The following is an 18,838-nucleotide window of genomic DNA, read 5'->3' on the forward strand; positions in this document are numbered from 1 at the left end:
ATTTGCTTCAAGTTGACTTGAGGTTGCTAGGCTGAGAGCGACAATATGAAGAATCGAGGACGATTATGACCGAAATCGACATCACCCGACTGGAACGACTGGAACACCGCACCGACGACCCTCAGGCCCCTGAGGTCTTCTTCACGCCAATCATTGCGCCGGACAGCCTGATCGCCGTCTACCATGCGTTGGGCGCAACGCCGGAAGGCAAGGTGGCCATCAAGATCCATTCGGGTGAATCCGAGAAATCCAACAATCTCAATCCGTCGCTCGTCAAGGATCTCGTACAGGAGATCGGTGGCACGCTGGTGGAATGCGCCACCGCATACGACGGCAACCGCGAAACCCCGGAAAAAAGCCTCAATGTGTTCAAGGAGCGTGGCTACGGCGACATCGCCCCGATCCAGATCATGGATATGGGCGGTGAAATCGAGATTCCGGTCGCGAAATACAAGCATATCCCGTACGACATCGTCGGTATGCACGTTGACGATTACGATTCCTTCTTCGTGCTTTCGCATTTCAAAGGGCACCCGATGGGCGGTTTCGGCGGCGCGCTGAAGAATGTGTCCATCGGCATCGCCTCTTCGAATGGCAAACGTTGGATACACTCCGCCGGCAAGGTCAAGGACCGCTGGATCGACACGCCGCAGGATGATTTTCTCGAGTCCATGGCCGAAGCCGACGAGGCCGTGATCAGCCATATGCACGGCAATATGATGTACCTGAACGTAATGAACCGTCTGTCCGTGGATTGCGATTGTTTCGCAACGCCGTCCGAGCCGGATATGCATGATATCGGCGTGCTGTCTTCACTCGACCCGGTGGCGCTTGATCAGGCGTGCGTCGATCTGATTCACGTGGCTCCGGATGGCGCTTCGGTGACCGAACGCATCGCCACGCGGCATGGCGAGCACACGCTTGAGTATGCCGAGGAGCTGGGCATCGGCTCGCGCGCCTACCGTCTGACCGTACTCGAGTAGCCCGTTCGAATGATGCGATCGCGGTGCCTGTAGTGCCGCGAACCGTATGAAGGGAGGCTCATCGATGGAATCCGTCGAAAGCATGAAATCCGCGATTGATCGTGTGGAACGGTTGCTGGCCGAAGGCTGGTGCGCGTTCGTCGCCATTGACGGTCCATGCGCATCCGGCAAAACCGTGTTCGCCGCTAGCCTGCATGAGCGTTTCGGCGGCAATGTGCTGCACATGGACGACTTCTTCCTGCGACCCGAACAACGTACGCCTGAACGTTTCGCAGAGCCTGGCGGCAATGTCGACCGTGAGCGGTTCGAAGCCGAAGTGCTGAAGCCATTGGCGGCGGGAAAGGCGGTACGGTACCGGCCGTGGGATTGCCATACCGGCGATTTTGCGACGTCACGCAGTGTCGAACCGGCCGCACTGACCGTCGTTGAGGGAAGCTACAGCATGCATCCTGCATTGCGCGGCTACTACGATCTGACGATGTGTCTCATCGTCGACCCGAGTGAACGGCTTCGCCGTCTCGAGGCGCGTAATCCTCGCATGCTGCAACGATTCATCGATGAGTGGATCCCACTCGAAAATCGTTATTTCGAATCCACCAATACCCAAGGAAGTGCCGATCTTCTCGTCGACACCGCCCTCTAGAACCATCCTTCCAATCCTCCCTCCGGCGAGGGAGAGCGCCCTACGGGGCGAAAGGAGAGCAAAGGAGAACCAATGTCCACTTCATCCACATCCATCGCATTGCGTCGCGCCGATTTGCCGCGTCTGAGCCTGACCGTCAAGGCCGCTGCCACCGTGCTCGCCATCGTGGCTGCGGTCGCCCTGCCGCAGCTGTTCCACGTCATCGGTGCCGTTTCCGGTCAGGGGACCATGCTTGGCGTCGCGTTCCTGCCGATGCATCTGCCCATCATCTTCGTCGGTCTGATCGCCGGCCCGGCCGTCGGAGCCATCGCCGGTGCGGCGGCTCCGCTGGTCAGCTTCCTGCTGTCCGGCATGCCGATGCTGGCCATGCTGCCGCTGATGATGATCGAATTGTGTGCATACGGTCTGATTGCGGGCCTGCTGCGTTCCGTGAAGTTGCCGAGCCTGGTGAAGGTCGTACTTGCCCAGTTGGCCGGACGAGTGGTACTGACGGTCGCCACCGCAATCGCCGTGTTCGCCTTCGGATCAAGCGATTCCATCGCCGCCACGTGGACCAGCGACCTTGCCGCGGGTCTGCCGGGTCTGGCCCTGCAGTGGGCGCTTATTCCGCTTGCGGCCTACTGGAGCGAGTCTCTTATCAGGCGTTAGCCGCAATCCTTTCTCCGCATTCATCTTGCCCCCTTTGGCAAAGGGCGCTTCCGGGTGAGGCGGAGGGAGGATTGCGCCACGTTCTGAACAACGTATGACCTTTACGAGCCAAGTCACTAGACTTGGCTCTCGTCATCCATGAGGCCGCACATCTAGCGAAATATAGGGAGTGCCATGATTGCCGGAGTGTCCGTCATCACGTTGTTGCTTGTTCTGGTCGCCGGCATCGGAGCCGGATTCGTCGGCTATGCGGTCGGCGCGTCCTCGCTGATCTCCTACCCGGCACTGCTTGCGTTCGGCATTCCGCCCGTGCTATCGAACACGACCAACACCGTCGGCGTGGTCGGCACCGGCATCGGCGGTCTGCTGGCGGCGCGCAAGGAGCTCAACGGACAGCGCACCCGTGTGATCGTCTATGCGTTGATCGGTCTGGTCGGCGGCATTATTGGCGGCCTGTTGCTGCTGGAGCTGCCCGCCGAGGTCTTTGAATTCGCGGTACCTCCACTGATTCTGTTCAGCTCGATGATCATCGCATTGAACCCACGCAAGAAGGCGGCCGCGCGAGACGCCGTAGCGCAAGCGTTGCCCGAATCACAGCAAGGCGAACGTGCCGCACTGATCGCAGGCAAGGCGAGTGGCGGCAAGCTGCATGATCCGTGGTGGCTATGGCTGGGCGTGAGTTTCGTCGGCGTCTATTCCGGCTATTTCGGCGCGGCCGCCGGCACGCTGGCCCTAGCCGTACTTGATTTGGGCAAGATCGGCCCGTTCCATCAGATCAATGCGTTGAAGACCGTGGTGGGTTTCGGTGCGAACATCTCCGCCGCCATCATGTTCATCGTGCGTGGCTCGGTCTATTGGCCGTTCGCCATCATGATGTGCCTCGGCTGCATCATCGGCAGCGCCATCGCGCCACCGGTCACCCGCCATATTCCGGAGAACATCATGCGCGCCGCCGCCGTCCTGACCGGCGTCATCCTGGCTGTCAAGCTCGGCTGGAGCACCTACATTTAGACTCGATGCCTCATCGGGACAAAAAGGCCTTGTCCATGGATTGCCGCCGATTTACATGAACGCAAACTTCGCCAAAAGGCTCAGGTATTGAATGACAACGCCGCCGAATTGGGAATGGCTGCGAACATGCTTGCCGCGAACATGCTGAAAACCTTTATGCTTGAAGGTGGATTCGATTTGGATGATTGGAAGCGGCATGGCGGTTGTTGACGAGGCGAAACTGCGGTATCTGGACTTCCTCTCGCGCGAGGACAGGGTACGTCATCACCGGTACGTGGAAGAGATGAAACAGTACGACCTGATGCGTTCGGGTGACATCAGCGCCATCTCCGAAAGCACCAGACTGTGGGACTCGGGACTGTACGGCTACCTGTCGGATGATCCGCTCAAGAATGCGAAATACCGGTTCGTCACCACCATCACGCTCGCCACACGGTTCGCCATCGAAGGCGGTATGGATGAGGAGGATGCCTACAACGCCTCCGACCTGTACATCCAAGATCTTGACAATTGCAAGACCCCCGACGATGTGCGCCGGTTGCACACCGACATGATGACGTTCTTCACATGGGCGATGGCGGATATGCAGAAAGCCGAGACGCATTCCAAGGCGGTGAACGAATGCATGGACTACATCCACTACCACCTGCATGAGAAGATCACCGTGTCCATCCTCGCCGAACATGTGCATCTGAACCCTACATACCTATCGGAACTGTTCGTGCGGGAGACGGGAACGTCGCTGTCGCAGTACATCACCGACAAGCGCATGGAAGCGGCCGAGAACATGCTCAAGTATTCGGAATACAGCTTCAATGAGATCGCGCAGATTCTCGCATATCGGTCGCAAAGCCACTTCACGAAGGTATTCAAGAAGCACAGCGGGATGACACCGGGAGAATACCGCAACAAGTATGCGCAGAACGGCATTTGGCCGGAATAGTGAACGTCCGGTGGCCGCAGGGCGAAATTTCTTCGCGAATGGCCAACAATGCGGAGGATTCTTCCCGTAATCCGCTACGGTAGAGATGGTTCAATGACGACGGATGAAGGTAAGTAAAGGAATAATCGAATATGGGAATGCCTCTTGATCTGTACGTGATTCGCCACGGTGAATCCGAGGCAAACGTCATCATCAGCGCCGGTGAGCAGGGCGACGATTCGCTGTTCACTCAGGATAACGTGACCGTGCCGGACCGCTCGTGGAGACTCACCGCGATCGGCCGCAAACAGGCCGACTGCATCGGCCGATGGTTGGTGGCGCAGCAGCAGCTGTTCGACCGTTATCTGGTCTCTCCGTATGTGCGCACCCGTGAGACCGCGGCGACCATGGCGCTGCCGAAGGCGAAATGGGAAGAGACGCGCGTGCTGCGCGAACGTTCATGGGGTGAGATCAACACCATCACCAAAGACGATTTCAAGAGCAACTACGCACGCAATTGGATGTTCAAGAACACCGATCCGCTGTACTGGAGGCCGCCGGCGGGCGAATCCATCGCCGATGTGGCCGAGAACCGTGTGCATAATCTGCTCACGTCCCTGAATCGCAAGTCGGATGCTGAATCCGTGGTGATGGTCAGCCATGGCGATCTGATGCTGGCGTTGATGCTTACGTTGGAAGACCTGTCCGACGAGGAGTTCATGCATCGTGCGGCATCCGACGAATGGAGGATCACGAACTGCACCTGCTTCCATTATTCCCGTCGTGATCCGGCGACCGGACGCACCTACAAGCGCTTCCGTTGGGAGCAGACCGCGCGGCCGGTGTTCGATGAGGTCGGAGGCCGTTGGGTGGTGAAGGTCGACGAATGGCGTGAGTTCAGGCGTCCGGTATTGTCCAACGGCGATTTGGTGGATGTGGTGCATGCCGTTGACCGCCACCTGTGACACCGTTTGATGCCGAAGCGTTCATTTGCTGAAACGTGCCGTGCGTTCGGAGCCATTACAATGGCGTGTGACGTGCGGCACGTTTTCCGTTATTCCGCCGCGCGAGAGAGTTAAGGAGACATAGTATGTCCAACTTGTTCACGTGGAAGATCCACGGTGACGGCAAGACGCTGCGCCCAGGCGAAGTGGTCGAGCCCGATGAGCGCCTGACCTGGCCTCGTACCGCGGAAATCGGTGCACAGCACGTGATCGCCATGTTCGGAGCCACCTTCCTGGTGCCGATTCTGACCGGTTTCGATCCGTCGACCACGCTGTTCTTCACGGCGATGTCAACCGCGCTGTTCCTGCTGATCAACAAGAACGTACTGCCAAGCTATCTGGGCTCGTCCTTCGGCTTCATCGCTCCGATCACCGCGGTGACCACCGCGAACAAGGGCATCGCCGTCGCATCCTTCGGCATCATGATCACCGGTCTGTTGCTGGCCCTGGTCGGTGTGCTCGTGCACTTCGCCGGCGCCAGGTGGATCGATATCATCATGCCGCCGGTCGTCAACGGCGCCATCGTGGCCATCATCGGTTTCAATCTGGCTCCGAGCGTGTGGAGCAACTTCCAGAAGGCTCCCGACACCGCGGTGGTGACCCTGCTCGCCGTGTTGCTGGTCGCCGTGCTGTTCAAGGGCTTGCTTGGGCGACTCAACATTCTGATCGGCGTGATCATCGGCTACATATACGCCTGCATCCGCGGTCAGGTCGACTTCTCCGCCATCGGCGAGGCCTCGTGGGTCGGCCTGCCGAACTTCCACCTGCCGCAGGTCGACTTCTCCATCCTGCCGATGTTCGTGCCTGTGGTGCTCGTGCTCGTCGCCGAGAACGTCGGCCATGTGAAGTCCGTCTCGCAGATGACCGGCCGTGACTATGACGACCAGATCGGCACCGCCCTGTTCGCCGACGGTCTGGGCACCACCATCGCCGGCTTCGGCGGAGGCTCCGGCACCACCACCTATGGCGAGAACATCGGTGTGATGGCCGCCACCAAGGTGTACTCCACCGCGGCCTACTGGTGCGCCGCCGCTTTCGCGCTCATTCTGAGCCTGTGTCCGAAGTTCGGAGCCGTCATCAACACCATTCCCGCAGGCGTACTCGGCGGCGTGACCACCCTGCTGTACGGCATGATCGGCATGATCGGCATCCGCATCTGGGTCGAGAACAAGGTCAACTTCGACAAGCCGATCAACATCATGGTCGCCGCCATCACGATGATCATCGCCATCGGCCAGTTCGCGTTCGCGGTCAACGGCATTTCGTTCAACGGCATCGCCATCGGCACGATCGTGATTCTCGTCGCCTACCACGGCCTCAAGGCCATAGGCAAGGCCACCGGCACCATCGCCAAGGATGATCCGGATATCCTCTAGAAGATGAATGGTCGACGCTCCCCTCAGGCGAGGGGAGCGTCGACGCATATATACGTATGTATGTCAATCGTTTTGACCTCAAGTGCGGTTGAAGACCTATGATGATGAGCGTCGGGCAACGCAGACAACACCAGTAGGGGAGTCATCATGAGTACCACAGCAGGTAAGAAAATCGCCATCGTCACCGGTTCCGCACTGGGCCTTGGCTATGAGCTGGCCCGTCAGCTGATTGACAGGGGCTGGTTCGTGGCCGGTATCGACTTCAACGCGCAACGTCAGGCGGAGTTGTCTCAATCCTTCGGCAAAGACGAATACCGTGCCTTCGTGGGTGACGTTTCCGACGAATCCTTCGTGAAGAATTCCATCGCGGCCATCAGGCAAATCGGCCATATCGACCTGCTGATCAACAATGCCGGGCAGCCATCGTTCAAAGTACCGACCGCATATGAGGGTGCCGACGTCGACAAGTGTCTCAAAGGGCTTAAGGGCATGATCCTGTGGAGCGTCGAAACATTGAAGGCCGACGATGAGCACGATCTCAAAATCGCCAACGTCATGAGCACCGCCGCGACCCGTGGCAACGCCAACGAATCCGTGTATTGCGCTACCAAGTGGGGCGAGAAAGGTTACACGAACAGTCTCAAGGCGGCCTATAAGGGTTCCAGCGTGAAAATAGTCGGCGTGTATCCGGGCGGCATCGACACCGACTTCTACCGTGACAGCCATGACTATGTGTCCGAGGACAAGCAGCACACCTTTATGAGCCCGGCCGAATTGGCGGAGATCATCCTGTTCAATCTGGTCAATGACGCCAATCTGACCGTTTCCGACATTCTCATCGAACGTAACTACCGCTGAAAGTATCGGGCATGGGCTATTGTTAACAGGTTTGCGCAACGTGCGCAAAAGTTTGACATGAAAGGCCACTGTGCCCGATACCGTTTTTGAAGAAGATGCCCTCGCGGACAATGTGTCCGAATATAGCGAGGAAGAGGAGCGTCCGCTGACCTTCGCCGAGTTGGGCGTTCCTGGCCCGCTCGTACGCGTGCTTGCGGCGGATGACAAGAAGACCGCGTTCCCGATCCAGGCGGATACTCTGCCGGATTCCCTGGCCGGTCGCGATGTGCTTGGCCGTGGCCGTACCGGCTCCGGCAAGACCCTGGCGTTCTCCATTCCGATGGTCGCCCGCCTTGGGGAGGTGGATGCCGACGAATACGAGAACATGAGCCAGTTCCGTCATGAGGTCAAACGCGTGCAGCAAGGCCATGCCGAGGAACGTCGTTCCGAGGATTTCGTGCCGAGACCACGCGGCTTGGTACTCGCCCCCACCCGCGAGCTTGCCAATCAGATCAATGACGTGCTGACGCCGTTGGCGCAGATCTATGGCATGAGCACCACCACGATTTACGGTGGCGTGCGGTATGCCCGCCAGATTCGCGACCTGCAGGCCGGCGCCGATATCGTGGTAGCCTGCCCGGGTCGACTCGAAGACCTGATCCAGCAGCATGCCCTGACCTTGGAGAACGTGCAGGTCGCCGTAATCGATGAGGCGGATGAGATGGCCGACATGGGCTTCCTGCCCCCGGTCAAACGACTGCTCGCCCAAGTGTCGTTCGATGCGCAGATCATGCTGTTCTCCGCCACGCTCGACCATGGTGTGGATGAGGTCGTGAACACGTTCCTGTCCGATCCGAAGGTGCATAGCGTCGATTCCGCCACCGCGGCCGTCGATGAGATGACCCACCATGTGTTCGAGACCACGCAGGCCGAACGTGCCGAGCTGGTACGTACGCTCGCTTCCGGCTCGGGCCGTCGCATCCTGTTCACCCGTACCAAATTCCAGACGCAGAAACTGGCCAAGGACCTGACGAAGCGGGGCATTCCCGCAGCCGAACTGCATGGCAACCTGAGCCAGAACCAGCGTGACCGCAATCTTGCCGCCTTCGAATCCGGCGATGTGAACGTGATGGTCGCCACCGACGTGGCCGCACGAGGCATTGACGTGAGTGGCGTGGAACTCGTGGTACAGGTCGAACCGCCGGAGGATTCGAAGTCCTTCCTGCACCGTTCCGGTCGTACCGCACGAGCCGGCAAATCCGGTGACGTGGTCACCATCGTATTGCCGAACCAGCGCCGTAGGACCCGTCGCCTGCTACATGAGGCGGGGCTTAAGATCAAGCCGATCGAAGTGACGCATGATTCCCCGGAAGTGCTTGAGCTCGTAGGGGAAGTGGCCGAACCGGTATTCGGCTGGACGCTCGAACAGTCCCAGCCGACGGGCAATCCTCGTCGCAAGAGGAGCGGCAGGGATAATGCCGAGCGCGGTGATCGTTTCGGGCGTTCGAACCGTTCCGGCGGGCGCAACAAGGATCGCGGTAAAGACAAGGGCGGCAAACCCTTCAAATCCGAGCGCGGCGATCGCAATGAACGTTCCGAGAGGCACTCCGATACCTACGAGGAGCGTTTCAAGCCGGCGAGGAATCGCGCCGAACGTCGTGCCGAAAAGTTCAGAGGGCGAGACAACCGAGAGGCCATCGCCCGTGAGGAACGTTGGGAAAATCCTGAAGTCCAGGAAACCCGTCGCGACGAACATGAAAGGAAGCGCAACGACAAGCGTCGCGAAAAGTACGCCCGTCTCCATGAGCAGCAGCGCACCGAGGCGGACGAACCGCAGGAATTCGGCCGTCGCGGGTCTTCCGGCAAAAAGGCCAAGCAGTCCCGTAAGCAGTTTGATAAGCGGCAGGGCGCTCCTTCCAAGAAGCAGCGCAAAGCCGACGCGCGAGAGCAGCGCCGTTTCGCAGACGACCGTCAAGGCGGCCGCTACGGGCGTGCCGATCGCGATGGATACCATGACGGGCAACAAGGTGGCGGAAAGCGCATCCACCGCAAGGAGATTCGCGTGATTCAGGACGAGCGTTCCGGAGACGCGAAACGCCATGATCGTCGTATGGAGGCCAAACGCGGTGAACGTCACGACAAGCATGCCGGCAAGCCGTTCCGCAAGCATGCGAAGATTCGCAAGGCGCCGTTCCGTGCGCGCTGAGCATCAGTGATCAGGTGACTGTCGAGTGGTCGTTCATCGTCCCCTTACGGGGGATGATGAACGACCACTTCGTATATCGGGCGACTCCTTTCCGAATGATCGCCGGATCGCAATGGCCCTTCAGCCGGCAATCGGCTGATACTGGTCCTCGGCGGTGAAGCAGCGCCTATACACCATAAGCATGATGATGCTGTCGGCCAGCAGGGTGAGCGCGGCGATGGCGGCGAGAATCATGAACTGGTATTTCGCCGCGTCGATCGGATTGCCTCCGGCGATGATCTGTCCGGCCATCATGCCAGGCACCGTTACGATGCCGCTGGACGCCAGCGAAGCAGTGGTCGGCAGCAGTCCCAAGCGAATCGAAGAGACGATTGACGGACGTGCCGCCTCCCAAGCCGTGGCCCCAAGCGCAAGCAATGTGTCCACCTCGTCTCGGCGCTCCCTCATGCTTTCGAAAAAGCGGCTCAGCCCTACGGCCAGGGCGGAAACGGTATTGCCCAACAGCATGCCGGTCAGCGGTACTACGAGTTGCGGCGCATACCATGGCCGAGGGCGAACGATCAGTTCGGTGACCAACGAAATCATGATGAGCATGGTGATCACCAAACTCAGGAATACCGGGCATGCCAAGCCTTTCGGCACGCCTTTGGCACGTGACAGCGTGATCTGCACGGCGGCGATCAGCATGAACGATACGAGCAGCAAGACCAGCCATGGATTGTTCGAGGCGATGACGAACTCCATGATGAAGCCCATCGCGCATAGTTGCAACAGTGCACGGCAGGCCGACCACAGCAACGTTCTGCCGACGCCCATGCGCATGATTTCGGAGATGCCTGCGGCGATGGCCACCATGATCAAAGCCGTGACCAAGCCCCAGATATCGATGGAATAGTAACCGCCGTTCATGCGATTCCACCTCCATTGGAAATTTCGACTCGCGATTCGTTCTCGATCTGCGTCAGTATGCCGTCGGCAAGCCGCATGATGCGCGTCGCACGACCATCGGGCGGACGATGCCGGATACGGATGACGGCCATGCCGTTCAATGCGGCTCGTTCCAGAATCGCCGCCACCTTGTCGGCATTCTCATCATCAAGACCGGCGTCCACCTCGTCGGCAAGCAGTACTTTGGGGTCGGTCAGCAACGTACGCGCAAGACTCACGCGGGCCGCCTGACCTCCTGACAGATCATGCGGTGCGCGGCCAAGATCAATGTCGGCGCAGCCGATGGCATCCAACGTTTCACGGATGCTCACATCCGACAGCAGCTCAACCGGCTTGGCCTTACGACCATTGGCCTGCGTAGCGGACTGCCGGATCGCCAGCGTATACGGCAGACGAATCGCATCGGCCACGCAATCTCCCAACAACACCGGCTTCTGCGGCAGATATGCGATCCGTGCACGCCATTGCTGCGGCGTAAAAGCCGAAGCGGGATGTCCTTGCAACACAAAGTCGCCGTGCGCCCGCGGATTGAGTCTGGCAAACGCCATCAGCAGACTGCTTTTGCCCGAACCGGACGGGCCGACCAGATCCACTATCTCACCTGGTGCGATCGCCAACGAGACATCCTTGAAAATCGTGCGTCGCTTGCCGTCTACCACAATCTCACAGGACACATTCGATGCCGAAAACATATGTTGCATAAGGGAACCATACCGCGATTGCCAAGTCGGTGAGCCATGCACAGCGTTTCCTGCCATCCGTCAGGGTATGGAGACATGCATGGCATGAAATCCGCAGGTCCATCCGTCATCCGAGGGTTCGCTGAGCGTGGAATCGATTTCGGACGAAACCCCCATGGATCGGCCGCCGTCCCATGGACCGACGATGATACGTCCGATTGGCGTATGCGTTGCAATCATTGGTTTTCCAAAGAAAGATCTTCATGATGGTGGGGGTAATGAATGATCAGGATTTTCCCCCGGTCATCGGTGAAAATCAATCTTACGGATGACTCGCGCCCCACGAATATGTACTACAACTACACCATGGAAGCAATATGACGGAAAGCCGTGAGACGACGGTTTGGGCGATGGTGTAGTGAGAGGAATTGCGAATGCGGCAGTGGCTGATGAACGTGAGTTTGTTGCAGGGATGGCTGCCGGCGACGTTGTTTGCGATTACGGCAGCGCTGATAGTGATTCTGCTGATCGGTGCCATTGCGACCATACGTAAGGCGGGCCTCAAGCCGGTACTGATGCCGCTGGTGGTTGCAGCGGTTGCCGGTGCCGTGGGGTTCGTGATCACCTGGCTGCTTTCGGATGTGTTCATGGTATTCGGCGTGGAACTTGGCCCGCACGTGTTCGTGTGGACGAGCGCCGGTTGCGCGACCGTGGGATTCGCCGTCACGCATATGGCTATGCGGAGGCGTGCAAGTCGTGCATTGGCCGTGATCCTCGTGATATTCGCGTTGCTCGCCTCCGCTCTCGGCATCGATCAGGCATATGGCGAATATGCCACGTTAGGTTCGTTGTTCGGTGTGGACTCCTATCATGAAGCCGATCTGACCGGCATGGCCGACCGCAGGGACCTCATCACCATCGCGCAGTGGAGGCAAGGCGTCGCTGACCATACCATCCGCAACGTACCATCCCATGGTGCGGTCGACAAAGTGGATATTCCGGCGACCACATCCGGTTTCAAGGCACGCAAGGCGCTTGTTTACCTGCCTCCTGCGGCATTGGTCCCAACCAAAGCCAAGCCGGCCCTGCCGGTCATCCTGATGCTGAGCGGGCAGCCCGGATGCCCGAATCGTGTATTCAACGCAGGTGGCATTCAGACCATGATGGATGACTATGCCCAGCATCATCAGGGTCTTGCGCCCATCGTCATCGCCGCCGACCAGCTTGGTGCGGATTCGCATAACACCCTGTGCGTGGATTCGCAGGTATACGGCAACGCGTTGACCTATCTGACGCAGGACGTGGTCGATTGGGTGAAAGACAATCTGCCCGCTGCGCAGGATGCCAAGGATTGGGCCATCGCAGGATTCTCCCAAGGAGCCACCTGCTCCATGCAGATCGGACCCAACTATCCGAATCTGTTCGGCACCATCATCCCCACCGGCAGCGAAATCGGACCGAGCAACGGCAGCGAGCAGGAGATGATCGACCGTTTCTTCGATGGCGACCGCGAAGCGTATGAGCGCCAGATCCCGATCAACGCCATTCGCAATCATGCTCCCTCCGATCAGACGCTCATCATGGGCACGGGGGAGAAGGACGTCGAATCGTTGCGCAACATCGAAGAGATAGCGCCCGTGGCCCGTAAGGCGGGCATGCACGTCACCGCCGTGGAATCGCTTGGCAACGCGCATGACTGGCATGCGGTGCAGGACACGTTGCGGTACGGGCTTGCCGTATTCGGGTATGACACCGGCATGAGCAGCGTGAAACCGAAGCTTTCCGACTATACGAATCTTCGCCGTATCAAGATTTCCTGAAGAACCGACTCGAAAACGAATGGACACCATGACTGAAACGCAAGCAAAGCAACAGAAGATGAAGCCGCTGTTCGGCTTCCGGGCCCTGCTGGCCGACATCGCGGATTGGATACGCCACCATCTGCTGACCGTCTGCTTCGCATTGTTCATTCTGCTGGTCAATGTGATCAGCCGGATCGTCTGCGCCGTTGCGCACTGGCAGTTTCCTCCGCACCTGGCCAAGGTGAGTTTCGAAGCGTTGGCGCACGGCAGATGGTATACGGCACCCATCTCCATGCTGTACATGTCGCATCTGGGGCGTCTGGTCATCGATATTCCGCTGATTCTCATCGCATTCGGCCTGTCCGAATCGGTGATCGGCAAGATCAAGACCATGTGGGTGTCCGTCATCACTACGCTTGGTGGCATCGCACTCGGCATGGGGCTGTGCTCCCTGCTCTCCAGCCATAGTCCGCAGTGGCATGCGATTTCCCGTGACGGTGCGATTCTCGGGCCGCTGATCGTGGTGACCGGTACGCTCATGTGCGCCAGTGCGTTCACTTCCGTGCTGTGGCGCCGCCGCATTCGTGTAATCGGCTACGCCATCGTGCTCATCATGTTCCTCTACCGCGGTGAAGCCAGTGACTACTGTCTGCTTTCCGCGACGTTGCTCGGTCATGTGCTTGGCTATCTCATGGCCTCCGACGGGCGAGGCGACTCCTATCGCAACGGTGCGATCTACGAGATGCGCCGATTGGTCGGCGTCGTCGCCGGCGTGCAGGCCATCGGCTCGCTGGTGGCCGTATCGTCACGCCAATCCTTCGGACTGCTGTCGATGTTCGGCCTGCTGACCGGATCGACCGAGTTCGACACCGGCAGGGTGCTCTACTGCCTGGATGGCACCTCGCGTGTGAACTGCTTCGCACAGTACCGTATGTTGCGCTTCTCCATGCCGGGCAATTGGCTGGTTTCCATCATGCCGACGCTGATGCTGTTGCTCATCGCCTGGGGGCTATATTGTGGCCGTCGCTTGGCGGCGGTACTGAGCGTCGTCTTCAATGCGTGCACGATCGTGTTGGCGTTCCTGTTCTATCTGGTCATTCCGATGTCGTATGCGACCGATGACCATACCATGACCGCGCTGGTACGACATGGCGCGTTGCATGCGATGTTTTCCACAATGGCGTTGCCGCTGATTTTCGCGATCGTCGTGATTGCATTCCGCCAATGCTTTACGATCCGTACCAAGAGCGAAACGATTCTGCGCGATGTCGCGATCGTGCTTTCCGCTTTCATCCTGCTGGGACTGCTTTACGTCGGCTACGGGCTGAGCGTTCCCACCGACTTCAACGAAACGCCGCAGTTGCTCGAATTGATTGCCGATTATGTGCAGCGTCTGCTGCCGATCGGTCTGCTCAGCGGGGTGGAACCGGCCTTCATTCCGGTCGGTTGGCTGTCCCAGGCCATCTATCAATGCGTCGGCCCGGTATTCTGGATCGTGGCACTGTATTGTGCGTGGGATTGTCTGCGTGACCGTTCCATGGTCAACGATGCATCCCGGCACCGTGTGGACGAAATCATTCCGCTTGGAGGCGAATCCATGTCGTTCATGGCTACTTGGAGCGGCAACGACTACTGGTTCTCCGCAACCGGGCGCTCGGCCATCGCCTATCGCGTCTCCTACGGCATCGCGTTGACCGTGACCGGTCCATTCGGCGATCCAAGCGAATACCGCGACGACCTGCACGCTTTCGCACGATTCTGCGCCCAGCATTCCTGGACGCCCGTGTTCTACAGCATCCATGCGGCCCAGCGTGACGAGCTGTTGTCGGCCGGATGGGACTCGCTTGATGTCGGTACCGAAATGATCGTCGATCCGAACGCATGGCAGACACGTGGCAAGAAATGGCAGGATGTACGCACCGCCATCAACAAGGCCAAAAGGGACGGCATCACCGATGTGCTCACCACCTTCCGCGAGGCACCGTTCTCCGTGCAGACGCAGATCCGTGAGATATCCGCGCAGTGGGCAGGCGAAAAGGCGTTACCGGAGATGGGATTCACCTTGGGTGGCCTTGACGAACTGGTCGACTCCCGTGTGCAGCTGCTCTATGCGGTCGACGAAAGCGGCAAGGTACTCGGTGTGACCAGCTGGTTGCCGACCTACCGCGACGGCAAGGTGATCGGCTGGACGCTTGACTTCATGCGGCACCGCACCGACAGCGTCAACGGCATCATGGAATTCCTCATCGCACGCATGGCCGAACGTCTGCGCGACGAAGGCGACGTGGAATTCATGAGCCTATCCGCGGCCCCACTGGCCGGTATGGGCGACGATCCGGACAGGGCCGAGGAAAGCGCCGTGCTACGTCATGCCCTGCAGATGGTCGCCGACATCATGGAACCCGCGTACGGCTTCCACTCGCTGTTCCGATTCAAGCTCAAGTTCCACCCCGAAGAAGCCAAGGTGTACATCTGCTATCCGGACGCAGCCAAGCTGCCGCAGATCTCGCTGGCCGTGGCGCAGGCCTACGTTCCTTCGCTCACACCGGCCGAGGCGATGCGCTTCGTCAAGACCATCATGCCCCACGACTGATTCGTTGTGCCGGGTTGTTCCGAACGCGAATCCCAAGGTTCCCGCGATTCGAATGCGTTATAGTGAGTGCGCAAACACCAAGTAACGCAATTGCCAGAAACGGAACCGAGGTCATCGTGAAGAAGCTGATGCTGGTTTCGGCATTCAATCCGGTCAGTCGACTGCTGCCTCGCGTGGAGCCGGAACTCAAGGCGAAAACGGTGGCGTTCATCCCTACCGCCAGCAAGGGGAGCCTGTACTCGCCGATCATGGGTCTTGCCAAACATGCCCTACGGCGTATGGATGTGAGCATATACAGCCTTGACATAGCCAGTGCCTCATACGGGCTCATCCATGATGTGATCGAAGCCAGCGACATCATCTACGTGGGTGGAGGCAATTCCTTTCTCCTGCTACAGGAAATGCGCCGTTCTGGGGCCGATACGATCATCACCGAGGCCGTGACGAACGGCAAACCGTATATCGGCGAATCCGCGGGAGCGGTGGTGGCCGGTCCCGATATCGGGTACATCCGCGATATGGACGATGCGAAGGCAGCGCCTTTGCTGCATGATTCACGGGGTCTTGGACTGGTGGATTTCCGAGTGGTTCCGCATTGCCACGGACCGTTCCTCGGCCGCAAGGCCGCCAAAATCGCCCGTCGATACGCCGATGCGTCCGACCTGCGCACCATCACCAACCGTCAGGCCGTCGTGGTGCATGGCAGCAAGGACATCACCGTCAGCAGGTGATCAGGCGCGATAATCTCCATGAGATGACGGATGGTCGCTGGGGTTGCTTGGGTCTAGACTGAAAGACGGCTCATAAAGTACTACTTATTTTTTGACGGAGGACCAGCATGTCAGCTGAAGCAAACGTCGGTGTGGTCGGCCTTGCCGCAATGGGCGGCAGTCTCGCACGCAATCTCGCACACCACGGCAACAAGGTCGCCGTGTTCAACCGCTCCTACGGCCGTACCGAAAAGCTCATGAACGAGCACGGCACCGAAGGCGAGTTCTATCCGGCGAAAACCCTCGAGGAGTTCGTCGACAGCCTTGTCAAGCCACGCACCGCCATCATCATGGTCAAGGCAGGCGAGCCGACCGACGCCATGATCAACGCGCTCGCCGATCTCATGGAGCCGGGTGACATCATCGTCGACGCAGGCAACGCGTACTTCCCGGACACCATCCGCCGTGAAAAGGAAATCAGCGCCCGCGGACTGCACTTCGTCGGATGCGGCGTTTCCGGAGGCGAGGAAGGCGCCCTGCTCGGCCCCTCCATGATGCCGGGCGGCTCCGAAGAATCCTGGAAGACGCTCAAGCCGATCTTCGAGTCCATCGCGGCCAAGGCCGAAGGCGAACCGTGCGTGACCCACATTGGTCTGAACGGTGCCGGCCACTTCGTCAAGATGGTGCACAATGGCATCGAATACTCCGACATGCAGCTCATCGCCGAAAGCTACGACCTCATGCGTCGCGGCCTCGGCATGACCCCTGCCGAAATCGGCGACGTGTTCGAAGAGTGGAACAAGACCGAACTGGACTCCTACCTGATCGAAATCACCGCCGAGGTGCTGCACCAGGTCGACAAGAAGACCGGCAAGCCGTTGGTCGATCTGATCGTGGACCACGCCGGCATGAAGGGCACCGGCACCTGGACCGTGCAGACCGCACTGTCTTTGGCCGTGCCGGTCACCGGTATCGCCGAGGCCGTGTTCGCACGAGGCCTGTCCTCCGAAGCCGACCTGCGCGAAGAGGCCCAGAAGCAGGGCTTCGCCGGTCCGAACGGTGAGCTGGACCTGAATGACGAGGAGAAGAAGGCCTTCATCGAAGATATCCGCCAGGCCCTCTACGCCTCCAAGATCGTTGCCTACGCGCAGGGTTTCAACGAAATCACCACCGCCGCCAAGGAATACGATTGGGATATCGATCTGGCCGCTGTGGCGCGCATCTGGCGTGGTGGCTGCATCATCCGTGCGAAGTTCCTCAACCGCATCTCCGAAGCGTTCGAATCCGGTGAGGCCAATGTGTCGCTGTTGTTCGCACCGTACTTCAAGAACGCCATCGAAGCCGCCGAATGCTCCTGGCGCAACGTGGTGGCCGAAGCCGCACGCAACGGCCTGCCGACCCCGGCATTCGCATCGTCGCTCTCGTACTTCGACGGCCTGCGTTCCAAGCGTCTGCCTGCCGCTCTGATCCAGGGCCAGCGTGATTACTTCGGTGCTCACACCTACCAGCGTGTGGACCAGCCGGGTGCATTCCACACCCTGTGGGCCACCGAGGAACGCAACGAGATCGAAGCCTGATTTCGATTGGTATGAAAGAAGTCCCGCAGACCACGGTGGTCTGCGGGACTTCTTTCATACCAAGCCATCAATCCCTGTTCGGAGCTTCCTTTGCGGCTCTTTACAGCTTGGAAGCGGCATCTTCATCGATGAGCCAAAGCAGCTCCTCACCATCGGCGTAGGAGCTCGGCGCATGCGGATTGTTGCGCCGAGCGAAGGCGGCCCGTACCGCATCGGCTTTGCGCTCCTCGGAAGTGAACACCCACGTATGCTTCGAATGGGCGATCATCGGCACAGTCAGTGTCACGCGCAGTGGCGGCGGTTTCGGCGAATCACGCACGCCGACCACCAGCACATGCGGGTCATTGATTTCGGCTTCACCATGATCGGGGAACAGGGACGCGAAATGCGCGTCCGGCCCAACGCCGAACATCGCGATATCGAGCGACGGCTTGTCGCCAAGCTGTTCGATGAGCTCTCGCTGATATTCCGCTGCTGCGGCTGCCAGCACGGCGTCGGTCTGTTCCGGAGTGGCGGTGGTGATTTCATCGTCGCTGCGTCCATCGGCCGGCATCTCATGAATGTTCTCGGCCGGCATACGGCCGTCTTCGATGAGCTTGCCGAACCAGGCCTCGCGAGCCTGCTTGGCATTGCGGTCATCGCTGTCGGCGGCCACAAAGCGTTCGTCGCCCCACCACACGTGCACGCGGGACCAGTCCACGGCCTCGGCCAAAGGGCTTTCGCCCATGACTTTCAGCACATAGATGCCGTCGGTGCCGCCGGTCACGGCAATATCGACGCGCTGACGATTCGGCTCGGCCAGCAGATCGGCGATGGTCAGCAACGTACGTGCCGCCACGGCCTGTGCCAGCACTTCGGGATTCGGGTATACGACAGTCTTGCGTTCCGTCATTGAAGG

General features: G+C 59.4%; 17 protein-coding genes. 13 read left to right on the plus strand and 4 right to left on the minus strand.

The window, feature by feature from the left end:
• Positions 1-65 precede the first annotated feature (65 nt).
• The 9 genes from BBDE_RS04045 to BBDE_RS04085 all read left to right on the plus strand — a co-directional run bounded on the left by BBDE_RS04045 (position 66) and on the right by BBDE_RS04085 (position 9,630).
• Complete coding sequence (locus BBDE_RS04045) at positions 66-983, plus strand: DUF362 domain-containing protein (RefSeq protein WP_003840686.1); 918 nt, start codon at positions 66-68, stop codon at positions 981-983.
• A gap of 64 nt (positions 984-1,047) precedes the next feature.
• Positions 1,048-1,626 (plus strand): uridine kinase family protein, encoded by a 579-nt coding sequence (locus BBDE_RS04050; RefSeq protein ID WP_012902054.1) that lies wholly within the window; start codon positions 1,048-1,050, stop codon positions 1,624-1,626.
• Between the two features lie 72 nt (positions 1,627-1,698).
• On the plus strand, positions 1,699-2,274 hold the full coding sequence (locus tag BBDE_RS04055) for an ECF transporter S component (protein WP_003840682.1): 576 nt from the start codon (positions 1,699-1,701) through the stop codon (positions 2,272-2,274).
• Positions 2,275-2,448: 174 nt separating this feature from the next.
• Positions 2,449-3,285, plus strand: coding sequence for a sulfite exporter TauE/SafE family protein (locus BBDE_RS04060; protein ID WP_003840680.1), 837 nt, complete (start codon positions 2,449-2,451; stop codon positions 3,283-3,285).
• 196 nt (positions 3,286-3,481) lie between these two features.
• Positions 3,482-4,228, plus strand: coding sequence for a helix-turn-helix domain-containing protein (locus BBDE_RS04065; protein ID WP_003840679.1), 747 nt, complete (start codon positions 3,482-3,484; stop codon positions 4,226-4,228).
• A 131-nt stretch (positions 4,229-4,359) separates the two neighbouring features.
• Entirely contained in the window at positions 4,360-5,172 is an 813-nt protein-coding gene (locus tag BBDE_RS04070; RefSeq protein ID WP_003840675.1) for a histidine phosphatase family protein, read from the plus strand.
• A 125-nt stretch (positions 5,173-5,297) separates the two neighbouring features.
• The gene (locus BBDE_RS04075; protein ID WP_003840672.1) at positions 5,298-6,587 is read left to right on the plus strand and encodes a uracil-xanthine permease family protein; all 1,290 of its coding nucleotides are present in this window, start codon (positions 5,298-5,300) and stop codon (positions 6,585-6,587) included.
• Between the two features lie 147 nt (positions 6,588-6,734).
• Positions 6,735-7,445, plus strand: a complete 711-nt coding sequence (locus BBDE_RS04080) for an SDR family oxidoreductase (protein WP_003840670.1) — start codon at positions 6,735-6,737, stop codon at positions 7,443-7,445.
• Between the two features lie 70 nt (positions 7,446-7,515).
• Positions 7,516-9,630: a DEAD/DEAH box helicase gene (locus BBDE_RS04085; RefSeq protein ID WP_003840668.1), complete on the plus strand. Its 2,115-nt coding sequence runs from the start codon at positions 7,516-7,518 to the stop codon at positions 9,628-9,630.
• 120 nt (positions 9,631-9,750) lie between these two features.
• On the opposite strand, the gene BBDE_RS04090 is transcribed toward BBDE_RS04085, so the two are convergent.
• From BBDE_RS04090 to BBDE_RS11405, 3 genes are read right to left on the minus strand one after another with little or no spacing between them, the layout of a single operon-like run.
• On the minus strand, positions 9,751-10,539 hold the full coding sequence (locus tag BBDE_RS04090; RefSeq protein WP_003840666.1) for an ABC transporter permease: 789 nt from the start codon (positions 10,537-10,539) through the stop codon (positions 9,751-9,753).
• Entirely contained in the window at positions 10,536-11,279 is a 744-nt protein-coding gene (locus BBDE_RS04095; RefSeq protein ID WP_003840663.1) for an ABC transporter ATP-binding protein, read from the minus strand. Before BBDE_RS04095 ends, BBDE_RS04090 begins: the two co-directional genes overlap by 4 nt.
• A gap of 60 nt (positions 11,280-11,339) precedes the next feature.
• The gene (locus BBDE_RS11405) at positions 11,340-11,498 is read right to left on the minus strand and encodes a hypothetical protein (protein WP_155115369.1); all 159 of its coding nucleotides are present in this window, start codon (positions 11,496-11,498) and stop codon (positions 11,340-11,342) included.
• A gap of 194 nt (positions 11,499-11,692) precedes the next feature.
• On the opposite strand from BBDE_RS11405, the gene BBDE_RS04100 reads away from it, so the two are divergent.
• From BBDE_RS04100 to gndA, 4 genes are all read left to right on the plus strand, one after another.
• Complete coding sequence (locus tag BBDE_RS04100; RefSeq protein WP_003840658.1) at positions 11,693-13,078, plus strand: alpha/beta hydrolase; 1,386 nt, start codon at positions 11,693-11,695, stop codon at positions 13,076-13,078.
• 19 nt (positions 13,079-13,097) lie between these two features.
• Positions 13,098-15,653: a bifunctional lysylphosphatidylglycerol flippase/synthetase MprF gene (locus BBDE_RS04105; RefSeq protein ID WP_033489211.1), complete on the plus strand. Its 2,556-nt coding sequence runs from the start codon at positions 13,098-13,100 to the stop codon at positions 15,651-15,653.
• A 116-nt stretch (positions 15,654-15,769) separates the two neighbouring features.
• Positions 15,770-16,384 carry a Type 1 glutamine amidotransferase-like domain-containing protein gene (locus BBDE_RS04110; protein WP_003842336.1) on the plus strand — a complete coding sequence of 205 codons (615 nt, stop codon included), beginning with the start codon at positions 15,770-15,772 and terminating at the stop codon, positions 16,382-16,384.
• A 107-nt stretch (positions 16,385-16,491) separates the two neighbouring features.
• Positions 16,492-17,940, plus strand: a complete 1,449-nt coding sequence (gene gndA, locus BBDE_RS04115; RefSeq protein ID WP_003840654.1) for an NADP-dependent phosphogluconate dehydrogenase — start codon at positions 16,492-16,494, stop codon at positions 17,938-17,940.
• Positions 17,941-18,040: 100 nt separating this feature from the next.
• Here the strand turns inward: gndA and pgl are convergent, their stop codons facing one another.
• A complete protein-coding gene (pgl, locus tag BBDE_RS04120; RefSeq protein ID WP_003840653.1) occupies positions 18,041-18,832 on the minus strand; it encodes a 6-phosphogluconolactonase in 792 nt (263 codons plus the stop codon).
• Positions 18,833-18,838: the final 6 nt, after the last annotated feature.

Source organism: Bifidobacterium dentium JCM 1195 = DSM 20436, from assembly GCF_001042595.1.
Classification (GTDB): Bacteria; Actinomycetota; Actinomycetes; order Actinomycetales; family Bifidobacteriaceae; genus Bifidobacterium; species Bifidobacterium dentium.

Bases quoted from the DNA above. Each gene is read 5' to 3' on its own strand.
- BBDE_RS04045 (WP_003840686.1), top strand. From the start codon at position 66: ATGACCGAAATCGACATCACCCGACTGGAACGACTGGAACACCGCACC.
- BBDE_RS04095 (WP_003840663.1), bottom strand. From the start codon at position 11,279: ATGCAACATATGTTTTCGGCATCGAATGTGTCCTGTGAGATTGTGGTA.
- BBDE_RS04055 (WP_003840682.1), top strand. From the start codon at position 1,699: ATGTCCACTTCATCCACATCCATCGCATTGCGTCGCGCCGATTTGCCG.
- BBDE_RS04065 (WP_003840679.1), top strand. From the start codon at position 3,482: ATGGCGGTTGTTGACGAGGCGAAACTGCGGTATCTGGACTTCCTCTCG.
- BBDE_RS04050 (WP_012902054.1), top strand. From the start codon at position 1,048: ATGGAATCCGTCGAAAGCATGAAATCCGCGATTGATCGTGTGGAACGG.
- BBDE_RS04080 (WP_003840670.1), top strand. From the start codon at position 6,735: ATGAGTACCACAGCAGGTAAGAAAATCGCCATCGTCACCGGTTCCGCA.
- BBDE_RS04105 (WP_033489211.1), top strand. From the start codon at position 13,098: ATGGACACCATGACTGAAACGCAAGCAAAGCAACAGAAGATGAAGCCG.
- BBDE_RS04090 (WP_003840666.1), bottom strand. From the start codon at position 10,539: ATGAACGGCGGTTACTATTCCATCGATATCTGGGGCTTGGTCACGGCT.
- gndA (WP_003840654.1), top strand. From the start codon at position 16,492: ATGTCAGCTGAAGCAAACGTCGGTGTGGTCGGCCTTGCCGCAATGGGC.
- BBDE_RS04075 (WP_003840672.1), top strand. From the start codon at position 5,298: ATGTCCAACTTGTTCACGTGGAAGATCCACGGTGACGGCAAGACGCTG.
- pgl (WP_003840653.1), bottom strand. From the start codon at position 18,832: ATGACGGAACGCAAGACTGTCGTATACCCGAATCCCGAAGTGCTGGCA.
- BBDE_RS04060 (WP_003840680.1), top strand. From the start codon at position 2,449: ATGATTGCCGGAGTGTCCGTCATCACGTTGTTGCTTGTTCTGGTCGCC.
- BBDE_RS04070 (WP_003840675.1), top strand. From the start codon at position 4,360: ATGGGAATGCCTCTTGATCTGTACGTGATTCGCCACGGTGAATCCGAG.
- BBDE_RS11405 (WP_155115369.1), bottom strand. From the start codon at position 11,498: ATGATTGCAACGCATACGCCAATCGGACGTATCATCGTCGGTCCATGG.
- BBDE_RS04100 (WP_003840658.1), top strand. From the start codon at position 11,693: ATGCGGCAGTGGCTGATGAACGTGAGTTTGTTGCAGGGATGGCTGCCG.